Source organism: Streptomyces sp. NPDC039423 (assembly GCF_055598725.1).
In genome coordinates, this window is the sequence record NZ_JBVKAH010000012.1 from 1 (window position 1) to 17,303 (window position 17,303).

Below are 17,303 nucleotides of genomic sequence, written 5' to 3' on the forward strand. Positions count from 1 at the left end.
CAGCGAGGCCTCGCGGCCCTCACGCAGTGGGTGGAGAAGGAGGGTGACCGGCCGGTCCCGCGCGGCGCGGTCGTCGAGACCGACGTCGACGGCGAAACGGAACCGATGCGCGCTAGGCGGGAGAAGCTCACGGTGGAGCAGCTCGAGGCGCTGCGAAAACTGGGGGCGCGGTGGGCGTGAAGCGTACCAAACGCGCACAAAGGGCGTTCCTACCGCCAAACCACACCCACCCCCGGCCTGAACATCGAAGCCCAGCACGAGGCCGCCACCGAGCCGCCTGCCCCGCAGCCCGCGCCGACGCTGGCGGCCCCGGCGAAGCGGCGGGCGCGGGAGCACCCCGAGGAGTGCGACGAGGCGCTGTACGAGGGCGGGAACTACACCTGCTGGTCCATCGACAGGTTCGGGCCGCCCTCCGAGCGAGAGAGCTACGTGGACAACCTCTGACCACTCCCCTGCCTCACGAGACCCCCGCTCCGCCCGGGAGGAGACGCGGGCGGGGCTCACACCCGTGCCCCACCGTCCGGCGAACTCCTCGCTCACCGCAGCAGCACGAGAAAGTCCTGTCAGACGAGGACCGGGGCTGGAGCCCGCAATTCGCCCGCTGCTTGGGAAGGAGGGCACGGATTGGGCGTGAGCAGCCACAGGATCTGATCAAAGGGTGTTGGGTGCAGTCACACACAGCTACGCTGGCAGCTGTGCGCAAGGGGGGTTCATGCTGTTTGAGCAGCGGATGTATGCACACGTCAAGTTCCTCGAGTTGATGGCGGAGCTCTACGAGAACGAGTTCGAGGACTTCTTCCATCGGCTGATGTGTTTGCGCTATCCAGACTTCCTCGACGTACGCACGGCTGGCAGTCTGGGTGACAGGTCGGCCGATGGCCTGAGCCTGCATTCGCGAAAGCTGTACGCCTGCTACGCACCGCAGACCGTGAAGCCGGACAAGATCCGCAAGAAGTTTGACGGGGACCTCTCAGGGGCGGTCGCCAAGCGAAACGGCGAATTCGACACCTTTGTCTTCGTGCACAACGACAGGCGGGGTGTGCATCCGGAAGTGACATCTCTGCTGGCAAGCGCGCGGGACAACATGCCTTCGCTGCGGTTCGAGCAGATGGGCACCCGGCGGCTGTGGCATGAGTGCATGCAGCTTGATCAGATGGCGGCCGAGGACGTCCTCCGCTGCGAGATTCCCATCAAGGACAGGACTTTCGGCATCGGGATGGAGGACCTGGCACCGTTGCTGAAGCAGCTGCAGGACATCCGCGCCGAGTCCAACCCCTTGATGTCTCTGCCTGACGTGCCGGTCGAGAAGCTGGACTTCAACCGGATCGAAGGAGCGGATCGGGAGGACCTCCTGCGGGGTATGCGCCAGAGCTACCTGGTAGACGCGTTCTATGCCGGCACCCGGAGTGAACTGGAGCACGATGAGGTCGCGGAGGGCTTCCGCCTGTACTACCAGCAGGTGCGTCGCGACTACAGCGATGCCGACGACGTTCTTTGGCAGCTCAAGATGTACTTCCTGGGGAACGCCCAGCCGCGACCGAAGGTGCTGCGCGCTGCCCTTGTTGTCCTGGCACACTTCTTCGAACGATGTGACATCTTCGAGACGCCGCCCGCCGGCTGGCAACCGGGCATCGGACTGACCGCATGATCACTCCGACGAAGGGAATCGCTCCTGACCGCTGCCTACTCGCCGTCGGTGCGCAGGTTCTCCTCCAGCTCGATGAACCGCGGACCGTCAGCCAGACGTGGGCGCGGCTGAAGAGCTGGCGCGCTGATCAGGCCCATACCTCGCCGGTATCGTTCGAGTGGTTCGTTCTGGCCCTGGACATTCTCTTCGCCATGGGTGCGGTGGAGCTGGTCCAGGACGTTCTCGTCACAAGGAGTACGGATGCTGCGCCGTCTGAGCGCTGACGACGCGCGGTTCAAGACGGTGGAGTTCTCGCCGGGACTGAATCTGCTGGTCGCGGACACCACCTCGTCGTCGGCTGAGACCGACAGCCGTAACAGCGCTGGCAAGTCGAGCGTGATCGAGCTGATCCACTTCCTCCTGGGAGCCAAATCCGCTGGGTCGCTGGCTACGAACAAGGCACTGCGCCACATCACCTTCAGCCTCGCTATGGACTGGCCGTGGCAGGACGATCCGATCGAGGTACGACGACGCGGAGACAACCCCAAGGTCGTGCGGCTGAGCCAGGATGTATCCGGCGTGCCCGCCGACACGCTTTTCACGGACAGCCAGGATGTCGAGCTGTCCATGGAGCAGTGGAATCGCGTTATCGAGCGGGACCTCTTCGGGCTGGAAGGAGACCATCCCGGAGTGAGCGGTCGCACGCTCCTGTCGTTCCTCATCCGTCGCGTCTCCGCTCACGGCTTCAACGAGCCGACCCGGACGTTCTCCCGGCAGGCCGCCGCGGAAGCCTCGTCGAACCTTGCCTACCTCCTAGGGCTGGACTGGCAGCTGGTCAACGGATACCGCGAGCTCAATGCCCGCAAGGCGACCAGAGATCAGCTGAGGAAGGCTGTCAACGATCCCGTATGGGGACGGATCGTCGGGTCCACGGCCGATCTCAGGGGCCAGATCACTCTCGCCGAGGCACAGGTCGAACGCCTGCGGGCTCAGGTTGCCGCCTTCCAGGTTGTCCCCGAGTACGAGCGGCTCAAGGAGCGGGCTGACCAGGTGAGCCGCCGGATCAAGCAGCTCGCCCAAGAAGACGTGATCGACCAGCACAACCTCGAAGAACTCCAGAGCGCGGTCACCGAGACGACCGACGTTGAGGTGTCTTACCTCGAGCCGGCCTACCGCGAGCTCGGAGTCATCCTCAACGACCAGGTCCGGCGTCGCTTCGACGACGTCAAGGCATTCCACCACTCCGTCGTACGCAACCGGCGCAGGTTCCTGGAGGAGGAGATCCAGGAACTCACCGCTCGCCTGGCCGCCCGGCGTCAGGAACGTGCCGACCTAGGCGAGGACCAAGCCCGCCTCCTGCGCGAGCTGGCGGACGGTGGAGCGCTGGAAGCGCTGACCGCCCTGCAGACAGCCCTGGGTCGGGAGGAGGCCGCTCTCGGTGCTCTTCGCCACCGCTTCGACGCAGCGCAAGCCCTCGAAGCCAGCGCCCGCCAGATCACCGCCAAGAGCGTTGAACTGCAGCAGGCCGTCGACCTCGACCTCCGAGAGCGTCGGCAGCAGACAGACGAAGCGATCCTGCTGTTCTCCCGGTACGCCCAGCGTCTGTACGGCGAGGGCCGCGAAGCCTATCTCGCCATCGAGGCCGGCCGGACCAGCCTCAGCATCACGCCCCGGATCGACGCCGACGACAGCCGTGGCATCAACAACATGGTCATCTTCTGCTTCGACCTCACCCTGGCCGTCATCGCACACCGCCACGAGCGCGGCCCCGACTTCCTCATCCACGACAGCCACCTCTACGACGGCGTCGACGAACGCCAGGTCGCACGAGCCCTCGCGCTAGCAGCCGAAGTGACGGAGGAAGAGCACATGCAGTACATCGTCACCCTCAACACCGACACCCTCAGCACCGCTGCCCAGCGCGGATTCAACCCCGAGCCCCACATCCGTAGTCCCCGCCTCACCGATGACGAAGAGGGCGGCCTCTTCGGCTTCCGCTTCAAAGCCGCCGGCAAGGCATAGCGCCGACATCGCGCCAGGCGTGCTGATGGACAGCCACTGCGGCCGGTGGTCCCAGCAGCGGAGAAGCTGGCCCCCCGGGTACGGCTGCTGCCCGAGCAGCAGGCGCGGCTGGCACAGAATCCCTTCAAGGCCGCCCCTCGGACCGAGTACCGGCGCGGCTTGGACTCCGGCGGCAGGCTGTACCGCCCGGACGTCTGGGGTACGGCGCGGGCAGGCTGCGGAACTCCCCCGCCGGGGGTTAGGTGGCGTTGATGTCGGCGGGCAGGCTGCTGGGCGGGGTGGTGGTGAAGAAGTCCCGCAGGGGCTGGTCGATGCGGTCTCTGCAGCTTGTGCACTGCGCGGCGTCGTCGAGCAGGGGCGCGAGGTCGTCGGTGTCGGAGGGTGTCAGGACGAGCCAGCGCAGGATGATCTGCCGGGTCAGGAGTCTGAGAGTTCGCAGCTCTTCCATCTTCTCCCGTTCTGTCTGGTTTTTGATTACGTCGCCATGTACGTACGTGGATCGGGCCGAGTAGGCGCGCTGGACGATGTCCCCGACCTGTTTCTGGGGTTCGGGGGTGAGGAACAGCGCGGACGCGCGAGAGCGGATGTTGTTGGCGATGCCTTGGCGTTCGTCGTTGGGGCTGATCAGGAGGGCTTCCAGGGCGATGACGTAGTCGAGGTGCAGTTCGTCGGCCTCTACCTCCCAGACGGTGTAGTCGTTGTAGGTGCGCTGGTAGGCGGTCAGGAGGTGGCGGGCGGCGCGTTCGAGGCGCCGGGCGCGACGGTTGAGGATGCGCCGCTGATGTGACGCGCCGGCCATGACCGCGTCGATCTTTGCTGAGATCGCGGTGCAGAAGGCCCTCATGGCCGGAAGGTCTGTGGCCGGGACGTAGAAGTCGCCGGTGTCGCGGACCTCGAACTCCTGCTCTCTTCCGTGTGAGCCGTCGTAGATCTTGATGGTGGTCGGTACTTCCTGGGGGTTCAGGTCGAAGCGGCGTCCGCGCGCGACGGTGAAGGTCGAGTCCACGCGCAGGAGTTCGCTGTCCCACAGCATCAGGGGCAGAAGGGCCCGCCAGTGCTGGGCTTCCGCGCGCGGACCAGTGAAGTCGAACCAGGTCGGCCGGCGGGTGACCTTGCGGCCGGGATCGGGGATATGGAGGAACGGCGCTTCGGCGATTAGATCGAGGTCGAGGCTGCGGGGCAGCAGGCCATGGATCGCCGGCATCGGGACCGCTCGGCGCAGCTCGTCCAGGGTGAAGGTCTGCAGGGTGTACTGGCCCAATGGGATCCGCGTCCCGCGGGGGAGGTCGGCGTTGAGGAGCAGCCATCGCTCGGGAACCGGCGCCGGTCCGGTGCAGAAGGCGACGAAGCTGTCGGCAACCTCGGCAAGGGGCACATCCGCGCCCTGGGCGAGCAGGCGTGTCGCCTCGCCCAGGCCCGACTCGCCCAACAGGGCGGAAAAGCTCGGGATCCGGTCCCCGTCTACCTTGCCGTAGAGGTCGGGGTGCTCGTCCCTGGGCACCGCAGCAGCAACCGCGTCTTCCAAAGATTCCCACTGCGGCAGGGCCGCCAGCGCGACATCGGTGATGGCCTGGGGTGTCGGCGGCAGGTCGCGGGCGTGCTCGAGCCACGACAGCACGGCTTCACGCAGGGGGAGAGTCTCGTTCATACGGCCCGAAAGTAGTTGGCCGCTGTGCCCACGGGCAGCAGTTTTCCCACATTGAGCTCGGCCGGAGACCGTGACGGCGCCTGGAGCCGAGAAGGTGCGGGGACCGGGCCCGAAAACGCAGGACGCCGCGCTCTGGGCGGCTGCACACTGGCGGACATGACCATGGAACCGGCCGACCTGCCGATCATCGACGTGGACGTCCCTGCCACCTGGCCCGATCCGCTCGCCAACCTTGTCGGCTGGCTCGCCGACGATGCCCGCCGCTCAGGCCACCCCCCGCAGTACTACCAGGACCTCGACCTCCTGTCGTACGAGAACGCTGTCCTCGCCGAGCTCGAAGGGCACCTCATCCGGGCCCGCCACCACACCCGACTGCTGGACCACGAGAAGGACGCGATCCGCGCCCAAGGCCTGCGGCTGCTCGACGCCCACCTCGTCAACGACCGCTTGGAACAGGCTCTCGCGCTCGGGCACCTGACAGCGGCGGAGCATGAGAGGCTGCGGACGGTGAACGAGGCGGTCCCCGGACAGCGCGGGTGGGACAGGCGTGAGGGCCAGGTGTGCCTGACCCTGTCGGCCGCGCCCCAGGCCCATGACGTCGGCGGGATCCACCGGCTGCTGACCTACTGGGGCGGCGAGGCCATCTACTGGCAGCACTGCGAGGGCTCCCCCGCTCTCGCTGAGAAGCTCCGCAGCCTGGGAGCCCCCTCGGTCGTCACCGCCCTGCTGGATCTTGCTGCCCCCGTCCAGGAGGGGCACAGCGTCTTCCCCTCCGTCGTCCACGTCTTCGTCGGCAAGGCCCTGGGCCACGAGCCGGCCGACGCCGACGTCCTCTACAGATCGCCAATCCCTCCCCAGCGGATCGAGTCCATCCTGTCCCCCGGCGATCCGGCCTACGACCGGTTCCCCGCACTGCCGCGTGGCTGACCTACGCAGCCGAGTCGGCCGGTTGCGGCTGCTCAGGCGCCGACACCGCCGCGGGCTTGGCTACCAGCGCAGGCTCGGCCGGTGCCTGGGCGGCAATGCAGCCTGCTCAGCGATGGCGAGGAGGCACTCGGTGATCTCCTCCCCGACCGTCTCGACAAGCCGCTCAACGCTGGACGCAACCAGGATCCAGGGGCGCGACGACGGGAGCACCAACGACTGCACCCGGTTCGCCACCGTGGTGGAAGCGATCCGGGCGCCCCGGATCGGACCCGGACGCCCCCGCACCCCGGCCCGCCCCCGTCCTGGGCGACAAGGGCTACAGCTCGAGGGCGATCCGCACCTGGCTCCGCCGTCGGGGCATCCCGCACACGATTCCCGAACGGGCCGACCAGGTCCGCAACCGGGCCCGGCGAGGCAGCGGCGGCGGCGGCCCAACGGCCTTCGACCGCGCAATCTACAAGCACCGCAACGTCGTGGAACGCTGCTTCAACCGTCTCAAGCAAATGGCGCGGCATCGCCACCCGGTACGACAAGAACGCCTAGTCCTACGAAGCCGCCGTCACCCTCGCTTCACTTCTGATGTGGGCGTGACACTTGACGACAGAACCTAGGGGCCTCGGCTTGTCCTGCACAAGGCCGACACACAGAAGTCGGACACCGCTGCACGGTGCCTCAGCCCCACTGGCTCCTGGGCCCAGCCCGGCCCCGGCATGGACCGCGCGCACGCTGCACACGCGACATCCAGAACCACCCGTAAAGGCTTTCGCTTGCAGGTGCAGCGCGAGCACGGCCTGGCGCCGTCTGTGAGCGGCCCCCCAGCATCCTGCGTCAACTCCAAGCGAACTAAGACTCGTTGGAATTGGATGTTTCGCGGACATCGGCTCTCGACGGCGGTTTGATGAACCTATGCAGCAGTGGAAGACGTACGCACTCATTGGGTGCGCAACCGTCTGCGGGACAGCGGCCGCATGTCTGGTGGCGGTCGCCGTCTTCATGGACCTCGCAGCTGCGGATCGGCTTGGGAGCGTGATGGGGGCGGTCGCCGGGCTCGTGGGCCTCACTGTCTCGGTGTGGGCGCTCGCCGGCTCTGGACGCCTCTCAGTCGAGGCGCGCGACGGTGCCGTGGCGTCGGGCGGACACGTGGGGCGCGTCATCACCGGCCATCGCAACGAAGCGGTGTCATCCCCGGCAACGCCGCTCCGCAGTCCGCCCGTGAGCGGCGGCGTGCGCGCCTCGGGAGCGGGCAGCGCTGCCGCCGCGGGAGACATCGGTGAGGTCATCACCGGGGATGGTAACCGCACATGACTCCCATGTGGGACCGCCGGGACCACGGGACACAGGACGGCGGTGGAGGCAAACCCCCCGCGCCGGGTGGCCGGGTGCAGGCGAGCAAGGAGTCGGTAGCCGCAGGCGGAGACATCGGCGCGGTCATCAGCGGTGACCACAACGCCGTCGCGCACGTCTACGTCCTCCCCTCTCCGCAGCCGGGCAGCAGCACGAGCCAGGAAGCACCAGCCGCTCGTCTCATCAGCGAGTGCCACCCGCTCGACCTGGAAGTGCACCACGCCATCCGTGTCGCCGCCGGGGACGATGAGTTGCCCGCCTACGTACCGCGCGAGCACGACGCCCATCTGCGGCGGGTCGTAGATGCTGCGCGAGGCGGCAGGAGCCAGCTGTGCGTGCTGGTGGGCGAGTCCTCCACCGGCAAGACCCGTGCGTGCTGGGAGGCCGTCCAGCCACTGGCGGCCGAGGACTGGCGGCTGTGGCACCCGTTCGACCCCACCCGAGCCGAGGCAGCCCTGGCCGGCCTAGCCTCCATCGGGCCAAAAACTGTGGTGTGGCTGAACGAAGCGCAGCACTATCTGGCCCCTCCCCAGGTCGGAGACCGGATCGCCGCGGCCCTGCGGACTCTGCTGACCGACAGCGAGCGCGCTCCGATCCTGGTGGTGGGCACTCTCTGGCCCGTGCACTGGGATCAGCTGACTTCCCTGCCGACCAGGCCGGAGTACGATCCGCACGCCCAGAGCCGACACCTGCTGACGGGCCGACAGGTTCACGTGCCGGGCGCTTTCACCACACACGACCTCGTCGCCCTGCGCAACGCTGCGGAGTCGGACGAGCGCCTTGCACAGGCTCTGGCAGGGGCATCTGACCGCCGCATCACCCAGTTCTTGGCCGGTGTCCCAGCCTTGCTGGACCGGCACAGGCATGCCGGACCGGGTGCCCGGGCGGTCCTCGACGCCGCCATGGACGCGCGTCGCCTGGGCTGCGGGTCTGACCTTCCAGCAACGTTCCTGGAGGAGGCGGCCACCGGCTACATGCCCCATTCAGTGTTCCAGTCTCTGGACGACGGCTGGTTCGAACACGCCCTCACCTACACCAGGCGTCCCGTCCACGGCGACGCAGCACTGCTGCATCGGACACGCCACACCACAGGCTGGCGCGGCGACTGCTGCTTCCGGCTGGCTGACTACATGGAGCAGCACGGCCGGCGGACACGAAGCCACCTGTGCCCGCCGGCCTCATTCTGGGAGGCGGCCCTGCAGCATCTGCCACGACGTACCGATGTCAGCGCGCTAGCGTCAGCAGCCTCAGCCCGATGGCGGCTGCGCTACGCCGGTCTTCTGGCAGAGCGCGCCCGGCAAATGCCCTGGACCGATCCCGCCATCGGCTCGGACATGCAGTCCCCCGAGGACGACTGGCTCGACAAGGACGCCAATTGGCCAGCCGAGCACCTGACCTGCCGGGCCCTGACCGACCTCGCCTTCACCGCTGCCGAAGCCTCCGACTACGAGGAAGCTGCGGCCCTGGCCCTGCAGGCCGCCGAATGCTGCCAGCCGGACGCGCTCGCCGAGATCGCGCTGCGGCACGAAGAGGCCGGACTGACCATCGAGGCATCCGACCTCGCTCACCACGCCGCAGCCAACGGAGCCCCCACCTGCCTGAGCCACCTGGCGATGATGCGAGAAGAGGCAGCCCTGCTCGACCAGGCAGAGCACTACGCGCGAGCCGCCGCCGAGTACGGGCTGACCAGCACACTTGCCGACCTGGCAGTGCGCCGCGAAGCAGCGGGCAACAGAGAGCAAGCCCAAGACCTCTGGGAAGCCGCGTCTAGATACGGGCACCCCGAAGCTCTTACCAACATCGCCCGCTTCCAGTACGAAGCCCACGACATCGACGGAGCAGCCCGAACCGCCCGCGAAGCACTCGACCGGGGAGACGCCGTCTCCCCCCACTACTGCGTCGAACCTCTATGGGCACGGCTATGGCCGCACGGCATTGAACCGGACGGCACCCCCACCCTCCCTACCCCCCAGAACCATTTCTGGTAAGGCAGCGGGGCAGCCCACTACCCGCAGGGACAGCACTCCGGCGCCCCTTCCCAGACAGTCGGCCCACGCCAGGTACGCCATCCGCACGCCATATGTACGCGTCAACACGGGCGTGCCCCAGTCCGTTCCAGGGTGGTCCAAGATGGGACCCCAGCATCGCCGTTCGTCGGTGAACTTCGCCCCGCAGCCACCCACCTGCCGTTGCCATGCCCCAGGCGGTAGGCGGCGCGGCCAAGCGCCACCGCATACCAACCATCACTGGCCCCGAACCTTGCGCAGCGCAGATGACAATAGGGGCGGCGCGTAGAGGTCATCGGCCAGGCCGGGACCGTCGCCCACGACGCCTCCAAGGCACGCCACCCACAGGGGCCCGGCCCCGCTGAAGCCCCGGGGCGGCCGCCCACCGTCAAGCAAGCCGACCGCCCCGGCCCCATTCCAACCCCGAGACAGAGCGCCGTCATGGCACTGAAGATGAGCATGTCCCTGAACGAGCTGCGCGACCGGAACGAGCGGAGCCAGGCCGCTCGTTCCGCTGAGAAGAGCCAGTCCACCCCTGCACCGAAGCCCAGGAAGGAGTGCCGCCCGTTCATCCAGCGGACGCCGCAGCTTGCAGCTTCAGTCGCGTCCCGGGTCAGCCTGCCCAACCTCACGCCGGAGGCGCTCGACCTGCCTGACGCTGAAGCTGGCGATGACGTCAATGTGTCCCTCCCACCGCTCCCTGGCCCGGCGCACGCGCCGGTAGCCCGAGATCAACGGAGTCAGCGTGACGGTCATGAAGCCGATCATCAGCACGACGAAGCAGAACCACGCCACTCCCTCGCTTCCGGCCCGCCCACCGCCGCCCAACCACCAGAGGGCACACCCCTCAGCAAGAACCATGAAGGCTGTCAGCGTTGACCAGCACGCCCAGGAGGCATTCTCGGTCCAACCACTGCTGCGGAACCTGTCATGCGCGGCCACCTGGGTTCCCACGAACCGATCAGCGATTTCCGTCAGCTCGTCAAGCGAGACGTCCTCGCGAGCCTCTTCGATGAGCTGGTGCTCAGTTGCGAACATCCGCTCAATCTCTTCTACCGTTTCCGCTTCACGCTTGGTCATCTGGTGCAGCTCGACGGCACCTACGAGCCAGATGACCGGTACCACCCCCGCCACCGTGGTGGCAAAGGCCTCGGTCATGTCCATGGATCCAGTGTGCTCCGCCATGCTCCGTCAGGGGCCAAATGGGCGTAAGGCGTACTAAATGGTGTACCTATCGCGAACCGTCAGACGAGTGGCCGGCCACCGGCACAGCCCCGCCACCGAGGGGCGCGGCCCGGTCGTCCCGGTGACCGGGCACGGGGCGGACGTCGGGCGGTGGCTCGAACGGCAGCGCGAGACGTGGGCGGAGCTGAGCGAGGCGCAGCGGGAGCGGCTGGGCGCGCTCGGTGTCACGGCGCCGGCGACACCGCGGGCCGGCGGCGGCCGGGCCGCCGCGTTGGAGCGGGGTGTGGCGGCCGCTGCGGTCCGAGCGCAGGGTCATCGCCCCTGACGTTCGCCTGTCGCGTGGCCGCCGGTCAGTCGGCCCGGGGCTGGTCGTTGGAAGTAAGGCGGGCATCCGTGGAGGGCATCCGGTGTGACGTGGACGCTGCCGGAGCCGATGCCGGGCACTCCCGACGTTGTCGGTGGCGGCCGATACGTTGCGATCATGGGCATCTATCTGGTGAGTGTCGCCGCGCAGGACTGGTCACGGCCGGGGGAGGACGGGTACGGAGACGTCGCCACCGCGCTGAACACCGAGCTGGAGCGGCGGGGGCTTCCCCCTTATGAGCCGCGGCAGGCCGCACGGGAGGAGCCGGGCTGGTTCGAGGAAAAGGTCAGCCCGTCCATGGACGGCTTCGTGGCGCTGTGCAGGACGCGGCTGACCGACGCGGAGCTGTCGGCCCTCCTCGACTGGAGCGTGCTGGTTCCGTTCGCGCTGGAGGAGAAGATCGTGCTCCCCGTCGGCACCGCGTACACCGGCGAGGAGACAGCGGTCGCCGGGGCCCGCGGGTGCTCGCCCTGGCCGAGCGGCTGGCCGGCGCCGTCGGACTGCCCCTGGACGCGATACCGGGGGGCGAGAACCTCGCACTGAGCCTGTGGTTCCTCCAGGGCGGTGCGAAGCAGACCGCCCAGGTGCGGCCAGGACCGTGGGCCGAGGACCGGGACGCGGCCTTCTACGTGGCGCTCTACCTGCGCGCCGCACAGTACTCCCTGCGGCACGGCTGCCCGATGACCTACTCCTGAGCCACCCCGCCGCCAACCGGCCGGAGAGACCACGAACGGGCCCACGTCCGAGCCGGAGGCCCCGTACGCCCCTCCCCCCGCCCGAGGCCGTGTCCTACCGGAACACCGGCGCGGTGCGTGGCTCCTGGAAACCAGCGGCAGCGCTGCACACGCCCGATCGGTTTTGAAACCGGCACGATGAACGAGGGGAAGGACTGGCCTCGCTGGGGAGAGAGGCGAGATGTTCGCCGCTGCCGCTCGCCGGTGCCATGGCCTCCGATCAATACCAGGACGTCGCCGTACGGCTTGGGGCGGCGCGACCAAGACCGTAGCGAAGCGGATGAGGTCATGGCGGCGGGCGTGCCGGGACGGCGGCTACGAGGTTTAGCCTGCCAGGCCTCGGCAGCACACCGGGACACGAGTTCGACGGCCACGCGCACATCCGGTGACAAGGGCGCTGTATGACAGGACGTTTTCACCCCCTGCCCGTAAGCGGCGTCCTAGTGTGTGAGGGCACCGCCCGCCAGCCGACCAGCAAGGAGGACCAGGCTGTGAACGTCGAAATCCCCCCTCACGTACGCGACGCCGCCAGCCAATTCGGGGACGGCGTCCCCTACGCCCTGAAGGTTCTGGGCGGCCAACTGGCCGACGACCCGGACATGGGCCGACCCTCCAGTCTGCCGGGCATCCTCACCGTGACAATCGACGGCGACTTGTTCGAGGACTGCCCTGCCCTGGCCATCGGCTACATCCGTGAGCCTGACCGGATCGAGATCCGGTATGTGAACTTAGCCCCCTCCGCCCAACCGGCCGAGCCGGCCGAGAATGCCCAGGAGCAGGAGCTGTCTGCCGATCCTGCCAGTGCTGCCACTGCTGCCACTGCTGCCACTGCTGCCACTGCTGCCACTGCTGCGGTCACCGTACGGGAGATTGCCGACGCCTGGCAGCGCGTGACCGGCTGGCTTCAGCGCAACGCTCCCGACTCTTACGCCGCGCTCCGCGGTGGCGCCAGCTCCGCCGCCATCGCCGCCCTGGAACGGGACCTCAACATCGAGATACCCGCAGACCTGGGCGCCCTGTGGTTGCTGAACGCTGGTGACGACGGGGTGAACGGCGCGGGCTGTCTGCCCGGCAATCAGGCCCTGATGACCCTGGACGCCGTAGCTGCCTTCTACCGGCAGCAGATGGACTCCCAGGCCCACCAGGACACGCTCAACGCCCGCCGTCCCGAATATGACCGGATCACTGTGTGGAAGCCGACCTGGATTCCGGTTGTCGCCTTGGGTTCGGCTGACAGCACCTCGGGCCTGTATCTGGACGCCGCGACCGGTTACCTGGGCCGCTGGTCCCGCTACAACGAAGGCCCCGGCGAGGAGCTCGACACGCTGGTCACCTACCTGGAAGACATCGCCGACATGCTCGAAGCGCCGGCCCTGGCCACGCGGGACAAGCCCGGCCGGGTCGGTGGGGCGCTGGTATGGGGGAGCAGGATCGACCCCGCGCAGGAAGACCAGTGGCAGCCCCTGAGCGACTGACCGCACCCGAGGAGGGGGCCAGCCGTTTGGGCTGGCCCCCTTGGTGCTTCGCCTGCTGGCGCTCCGGCTACGTCAGCCGATCTTGCGCCACGTGCAGGTCGTCGCGGTCGAGGTGCAGTGCTCGTATCCCGGAAGGGTTACGAAGAACCCGTCGCCGTCCAGCATCCGCCACGACGGAGCCGGGAACCCGGTGAACGCCCGCTGGTTCTGAACGCTGGGGATTGCCGCACGCCCGCACCGTTCCGTACCGCTCGGCCCGTTCGTGGCCGTGCGGGTGTCAGCGAGGATGCCGAAGTTCGCCGAACCGTCGCCCATCTTGTCGGTGTACAGCTGGGCGCACTTGCTGCCCGATGTCACCAGGTTCACGCTCTTCGGGTAGCCGCCGGACTCGTGTGTCGAGGCCATGGCGAATTCGTCGCAGTCGACCGATCCCACTGACGCGTCGGACGGGTGGACACTCCAGGAGTTGTCGCAGACGCGGGTGCGGCTGTTGTCCGAGGTCCAGGTTCCGCCGGTGCTGTTCTTCACCGGCGTGTCGGGTCCTAGGTAGTGCATCAGACTGTCCCACCGCTTCGAGCCGGCGTGATCGGGCATTACCTGCTGCATGTACCAGTAGTACGCGCCGGCAGCGGGGTACAGGTTGGTGTCGACCGTCCAGTTCGGATTGAAGTACGGCAGCACACAGCCCGGCGCCGAGCCCTTGACGATGTCGTCGCAGCGTGGGGCGAGTTCACGAACGCGTGTGTCTCCGCTGGTGCCGAAGTCGGCGGTCGCCGAGGAGGTCAGGCTGGCGTCCACGGTGCCCCGGATGGCCCATCCCAGGTCGATGATCTCCTTGCCCGTACCGGACCAGGTGGTCTGAACGGTGCCGTAGCGGGCATTGAGCGGACCTACCTCGGAGAAGCTCCAGTGGCCGGTGGCGGCGGCGCCGTTGATGTCGGTCCATCGCGTCTGCGAGGTGGTGCAGGAGGAGCAGTTGTTGGTGGGTAGCCAGGTGAGATTGACGCCTTGAAGAGCGGCGTCGATGCTGCGGGGCATCGCCACGAGTTGCTGGTCGAACTCGGCGAAGTCCGAACCCGATGCGCCCTTGTTCGGGTACGTCTTGATTCGCTGTTGCAGGTCGAAGGTGGCCAGGCCGAGGGCGGGCAGATCCGGGTCGGCGTCCAGGAAGATCAGCGTGGCGGAGCCGAGGTTCTTCAGGCACGCCTCGCTGCGGGTCATGTAGTCCTTGCCGAGCGGCTTGCTTCCGCACCACGACACCAGGTCGACGGGGCCGGCGGCCCTAGCTCGCGGGGATGCTGCGGGCTCCTCGCTCTGCTTTGACGGCGGAGTGATCTCGATGCACAGCTTGCGGCCTCGAGTATCGACCGTGGAGCAGGACCGCTCACCGGGGGCCTTGCGGCCCGTGAGAGCAACGGCACCCGGGTCGGTACGGGTGACCTCGATGTCGGCCTGGGCCAGCGGGTCGATGGTTGACGTCGTCTGCGGCGCGGGGAACTTCGTGTACGGGTCGATACGGAAGTCCGCCCAGGGAGACCAAGTGGTCTCGTACAGACTGCCGTCAAAGGCGGAAGTGCGGAACTTGTACAGCACACCGGGCTTCAGCTTGCCGTACGGCACCGTCACCTTCGCCGTGCCACCCGAGGCCACATACGGCGACACCAGCACACCGTGCTGACCCGACCCGTCGAGGTCAACCTGCGCCTTCGGGGTGCCGTCCGCGTTCGTGGTGTACACCTGGAACGTCAGGTTGGCGGTGTCTCCGTCCGCGTCGGTCACGGTGTTCCGCAGAACCACCTGCGGGGTGATGACCCGCCAATAGGTGCCCGACTTAGCAAACTTGGGACCGGCCGACGGTGTCTTGCCTGACACGGGCCGATCACCCCCGGCGGCGATGGCGGCCAGGTCCTGCGGCCCGGCTGCCGCCACCGCCGCCGGAGATGCAGCCAGGCCCGGTGTAGGCGGGGTAGGGGCCGCTGCTGCGGTGCCCATCCCCGCCAGTAGCGCCAGCGCGGCACCAGTAGCAACATGCTGCCACGCCGACGTACGTAAGAGTTTCACTTCTTCAAACTCCCTCTGCGTTTGCGAGTTGCGCACGCCCCAACACCTTTCGAACGCACATGCGAACACGAGTTGCAGAGGGAAATCCACCCGCGTTGAAGAAGTGACCGGAAACGTCTCTCAAAGTGTGATCGAAGTCCGGAACGGAGCGCCACGCCCCGCCGGAAGGCAGGGCGTGGCGCTCAGGGTGAGGCTACTGGGTGGTGGTGTCGGTGACCACGAGGAACTGGTCGCTGCTGAGAGGTCGTTTTCACCTGCCTCAGGTTGTTATCTGATGATTCGCGGATGGCGGGATCGTGGTACGGAAGGGGGAGGTGGGTGTGGCTGCGATCGATGGGCTGGAGGGGTGATCGTTGAGGCGAGGGATGGCTCGTTCCTGTCTCATCCCGAGATGCCCGGCTTTCAAACTGTGTGCTTCCGTCGTCATCGTTGCGCGCCTGGGCGCACTCGGTCTGCGGCAGTACTCCGGATGCATGGCGAAGCGACGTCTGTATCCGAGTGATCTGTCCGATGCCCGATGGGAGTTGATCGAGCCGGTGCTGGCGGCCTGGCGTTTCGAGCGCCGGGGCAGGGCCCTGGACTTCGGCCGGCCACCCCAGCACGATCTGCGCGACATCATCGACGCGATCTTGTATGTCGACCGGACCGGGGTGCAGTGGCGCTATCTCCCGCACGATTTCCCGTACTGGAACACGGTCTACGGCTACTTCGCCAAGTGGGCGGACGAGGGTGTGTTCGTCCAGCTCAACGGCCTGCTCCGGCAGCTGCTGCGGGAGAAGGAGGGACGGGATGGCGAGCCGTCGGCCTGTGTGATCGACGCCCAGAGCGTCAAGACCTCCACCAGCGTCCCGGCTGTCGGCCAGGGCATCGACGCCGGCAAGAAGATCGTCGGCAGGAAATAGGCGACTGGCAGCGGGGCGCCCTCTGCAAACTTCGAGCATCGCCGACAACGTCCATGACGAGGTGGTCGAACTCCAGTGGGAAACGGTCCAGCTCCGATGTCAGAGGACAACCCGGCCGGAAGAGCGTGGTGCGGTCAGCTGGCGCCGGAGCGGGCGAGGTGCGCGGCGAGGGCACCGGCCCAGAATGAAAAATCCGAAGGAACAGGCCCACAGCTAGCCACTCGGTGACAGCCGCCCTCCCGGGACATCCTCCGGCTTCGCCGTAGCCTACCGATGCCCGCGGCAACGTCTGCACCGTTCATGGTCCTCGACCGGGTCCGGATGCCGGGGCAGAGCCGTGTCGCTTCGGGCTCGTTCTCGAGCCTTTGGTCAGTCGCCGATGAGCTCCTGCCTTGTGACGTCCTTGACAAGCGTCCAGGTGTCGCTGGCTGGTTCGAAGACATAGACGTACTGCCCCGCGTACGGGACGTCAGGCCGTTGATCGGCGCCGGAGCTGGCGGTCGTGTAGGGCGTGGTGATTTCCTGGATCCAGACCTTGGCGCGCTTCCCCTGCATCTCCACCCGGTTCAAAGTGACCTTCGCCCGTGCCACACTCCACACACGTCCCGCAGGGGCGGCGTGCCGCCGCCACTCCGCATCCTTCTTGTCGGCCCTGGCCTGAAAGATGCTCTCGGCGGCAAGGCGAAGCGATTCCCGCTCCGCCGCACGCTCCGCCTCCTCCTTCCGGTCCTGTATGACGAACATCGCCGCCCCCGCGACGATCACGACCGCCAAGACTGCGAGCAACAGCTTGTGGATCTTGCGCATGGTCCCCCCTCGAATGCTGCGAAAGCGCAGCGTACGCGATCACTCATCTCCCGGGACGAGGGCAATAAGACCGAGGCCTGGATCCAGGCCGAGCCGACGGCGTGATTGACCGCACGACTGCAATCCTCCCGCTCAATCCGGAGGAGCCACGAGAAGGAGCCCTCGAGGCACAGAGCCCGGGCATCGTGGGCACTGCTCTCG

At 67.5% G+C, this 17,303-nt stretch carries 14 protein-coding genes and 2 pseudogenes; 12 read left to right on the forward strand and 4 right to left on the reverse strand.

The annotated features are described in order from the left end of the window. The 4 genes from ACZ7LK_RS28775 to ACZ7LK_RS28790 all read left to right on the forward strand — a co-directional run. On the forward strand, positions 1 to 180 hold a 180-nt coding region (locus tag ACZ7LK_RS28775; RefSeq protein WP_471144106.1), incomplete at its 5' end, for a hypothetical protein. 532 nt (positions 181 to 712) lie between these two features. Then, on the forward strand, positions 713 to 1,648 hold the full coding sequence (locus ACZ7LK_RS28780; protein ID WP_471144107.1) for an ABC-three component system protein: 936 nt from the start codon (positions 713 to 715) through the stop codon (positions 1,646 to 1,648). Continuing rightward, positions 1,645 to 1,911, forward strand: a complete 267-nt coding sequence (locus ACZ7LK_RS28785) for an ABC-three component system middle component 6 (RefSeq protein ID WP_469884819.1) — start codon at positions 1,645 to 1,647, stop codon at positions 1,909 to 1,911. The genes ACZ7LK_RS28780 and ACZ7LK_RS28785 overlap by 4 nt, the downstream gene beginning before the upstream one ends. After that, positions 1,889 to 3,649: an ABC-three component system protein gene (locus ACZ7LK_RS28790; protein ID WP_471144109.1), complete on the forward strand. Its 1,761-nt coding sequence runs from the start codon at positions 1,889 to 1,891 to the stop codon at positions 3,647 to 3,649. The genes ACZ7LK_RS28785 and ACZ7LK_RS28790 overlap by 23 nt, the downstream gene beginning before the upstream one ends. 238 nt (positions 3,650 to 3,887) lie before the next feature. Here ACZ7LK_RS28790 and ACZ7LK_RS28795 read toward each other — a convergent pair whose 3' ends face one another. Next, positions 3,888 to 5,297 carry a hypothetical protein gene (locus ACZ7LK_RS28795; protein ID WP_471144111.1) on the reverse strand — a complete coding sequence of 470 codons (1,410 nt, stop codon included), beginning with the start codon at positions 5,295 to 5,297 and terminating at the stop codon, positions 3,888 to 3,890. A gap of 156 nt (positions 5,298 to 5,453) precedes the next feature. On the opposite strand from ACZ7LK_RS28795, the gene ACZ7LK_RS28800 reads away from it, so the two are divergent. From ACZ7LK_RS28800 to ACZ7LK_RS28815, 4 genes and pseudogenes are all read left to right on the forward strand, one after another. Then, entirely contained in the window at positions 5,454 to 6,224 is a 771-nt protein-coding gene (locus ACZ7LK_RS28800) for a hypothetical protein (protein WP_471144113.1), read from the forward strand. Between the two features lie 202 nt (positions 6,225 to 6,426). Then, positions 6,427 to 6,767 (forward strand): annotated as a pseudogene (locus tag ACZ7LK_RS28805) (transposase); the annotation flags it as partial. A 363-nt stretch (positions 6,768 to 7,130) separates the two neighbouring features. Beyond that, positions 7,131 to 7,529 (forward strand): hypothetical protein, encoded by a 399-nt coding sequence (locus ACZ7LK_RS28810; RefSeq protein ID WP_471144115.1) that lies wholly within the window; start codon positions 7,131 to 7,133, stop codon positions 7,527 to 7,529. A 74-nt stretch (positions 7,530 to 7,603) separates the two neighbouring features. After that, complete coding sequence (locus ACZ7LK_RS28815) at positions 7,604 to 9,556, forward strand: hypothetical protein (protein ID WP_471144117.1); 1,953 nt, start codon at positions 7,604 to 7,606, stop codon at positions 9,554 to 9,556. A 615-nt stretch (positions 9,557 to 10,171) separates the two neighbouring features. On the opposite strand, the gene ACZ7LK_RS28820 is transcribed toward ACZ7LK_RS28815, so the two are convergent. Continuing rightward, positions 10,172 to 10,738, reverse strand: a complete 567-nt coding sequence (locus ACZ7LK_RS28820) for a hypothetical protein (protein ID WP_471144119.1) — start codon at positions 10,736 to 10,738, stop codon at positions 10,172 to 10,174. 88 nt (positions 10,739 to 10,826) lie between these two features. Here ACZ7LK_RS28820 and ACZ7LK_RS28825 point away from each other — a divergent pair, with 88 nt between their 5' ends. From ACZ7LK_RS28825 to ACZ7LK_RS28835, 3 genes are all read left to right on the forward strand, one after another. Then, positions 10,827 to 11,084, forward strand: coding sequence for a helicase associated domain-containing protein (locus tag ACZ7LK_RS28825; protein ID WP_471144121.1), 258 nt, complete (start codon positions 10,827 to 10,829; stop codon positions 11,082 to 11,084). A gap of 156 nt (positions 11,085 to 11,240) precedes the next feature. Then, a complete protein-coding gene (locus tag ACZ7LK_RS28830; RefSeq protein WP_471144122.1) occupies positions 11,241 to 11,666 on the forward strand; it encodes a hypothetical protein in 426 nt (141 codons plus the stop codon). 682 nt (positions 11,667 to 12,348) lie between these two features. Beyond that, complete coding sequence (locus tag ACZ7LK_RS28835) at positions 12,349 to 13,332, forward strand: SMI1/KNR4 family protein (RefSeq protein WP_471144124.1); 984 nt, start codon at positions 12,349 to 12,351, stop codon at positions 13,330 to 13,332. 72 nt (positions 13,333 to 13,404) lie between these two features. Here ACZ7LK_RS28835 and ACZ7LK_RS28840 read toward each other — a convergent pair whose 3' ends face one another. After that, on the reverse strand, positions 13,405 to 15,429 hold the full coding sequence (locus ACZ7LK_RS28840) for a hypothetical protein (protein WP_471144126.1): 2,025 nt from the start codon (positions 15,427 to 15,429) through the stop codon (positions 13,405 to 13,407). A gap of 437 nt (positions 15,430 to 15,866) precedes the next feature. Here ACZ7LK_RS28840 and ACZ7LK_RS28845 point away from each other — a divergent pair. Beyond that, positions 15,867 to 16,292, forward strand: a pseudogene (locus ACZ7LK_RS28845) (transposase); the annotation flags it as partial. 372 nt (positions 16,293 to 16,664) lie between these two features. Here the strand turns inward: ACZ7LK_RS28845 and ACZ7LK_RS28850 are convergent. Continuing rightward, positions 16,665 to 17,102 (reverse strand): hypothetical protein, encoded by a 438-nt coding sequence (locus ACZ7LK_RS28850; protein ID WP_471144128.1) that lies wholly within the window; start codon positions 17,100 to 17,102, stop codon positions 16,665 to 16,667. Positions 17,103 to 17,303: the final 201 nt, after the last annotated feature.

Coding starts and splice junctions, on each gene's coding strand:
- ACZ7LK_RS28780 (WP_471144107.1), top strand. CDS start 713: ATGCTGTTTGAGCAGCGGATGTATGCACACGTCAAGTTCCTCGAGTTG.
- ACZ7LK_RS28785 (WP_469884819.1), top strand. CDS start 1,645: ATGATCACTCCGACGAAGGGAATCGCTCCTGACCGCTGCCTACTCGCC.
- ACZ7LK_RS28790 (WP_471144109.1), top strand. CDS start 1,889: ATGCTGCGCCGTCTGAGCGCTGACGACGCGCGGTTCAAGACGGTGGAG.
- ACZ7LK_RS28795 (WP_471144111.1), bottom strand. CDS start 5,297: ATGAACGAGACTCTCCCCCTGCGTGAAGCCGTGCTGTCGTGGCTCGAG.
- ACZ7LK_RS28800 (WP_471144113.1), top strand. CDS start 5,454: ATGACCATGGAACCGGCCGACCTGCCGATCATCGACGTGGACGTCCCT.
- ACZ7LK_RS28810 (WP_471144115.1), top strand. CDS start 7,131: ATGCAGCAGTGGAAGACGTACGCACTCATTGGGTGCGCAACCGTCTGC.
- ACZ7LK_RS28820 (WP_471144119.1), bottom strand. CDS start 10,738: ATGGACATGACCGAGGCCTTTGCCACCACGGTGGCGGGGGTGGTACCG.
- ACZ7LK_RS28830 (WP_471144122.1), top strand. CDS start 11,241: ATGGGCATCTATCTGGTGAGTGTCGCCGCGCAGGACTGGTCACGGCCG.
- ACZ7LK_RS28850 (WP_471144128.1), bottom strand. CDS start 17,102: ATGCGCAAGATCCACAAGCTGTTGCTCGCAGTCTTGGCGGTCGTGATC.